This window comes from Corallococcus sp. AB049A, assembly GCF_003668885.1.
GTDB lineage: Bacteria > Myxococcota > Myxococcia > Myxococcales > Myxococcaceae > Corallococcus > Corallococcus interemptor.
The window spans coordinates 1-400 of sequence record NZ_RAWL01001370.1 but is presented as its reverse complement, the minus strand read 5'-3'; the positions used below and the strand labels follow the sequence as shown (position 1 = coordinate 400).

The window sequence follows — 400 nt, the reverse complement described above, 5'->3', positions numbered from 1 at the left end:
GTATCAACCTGGCTGGAAATCGCATCCAGGCGCACATCGGCCGGGCGGTCCAGCGACAGCAGGAAGCGGCGACGGCCATCGTTGTCGAGCATCGTGTACACGCTGCCCGCCTTCGGCAGCGCCGTGCCATCGCGCTCGACCAGATTGCCGGGCAGCTCGATGCGGTTGGCCGACAGGGTGAACATGCCGCTGACGCCGTCGCCGAGGCCGCGCGCGGTCAGGGTGTACTTGCCCGGCTTCAGTGACAGGGTCAGGCGCGAGTTGGTGCTGTCGCCGCCATCGTCATTCTCTGCATCCACGCCCTGGCCCGACAGCTTCAGCACCGGATCGAAGACATCCGACACCAGGCGGATCTCGTACAGGCCGGCCTTGTCCACCTGCAGGGTGTAGTCCTGGGAAC

At 66.2% G+C, this 400-nt stretch carries 1 protein-coding gene; it reads right to left on the bottom strand.

The window, feature by feature from the left end:
- A partial coding sequence (locus D7X55_RS47250) for a hypothetical protein (protein WP_199747487.1) occupies positions 1-400 on the bottom strand: 400 nt, incomplete at both ends.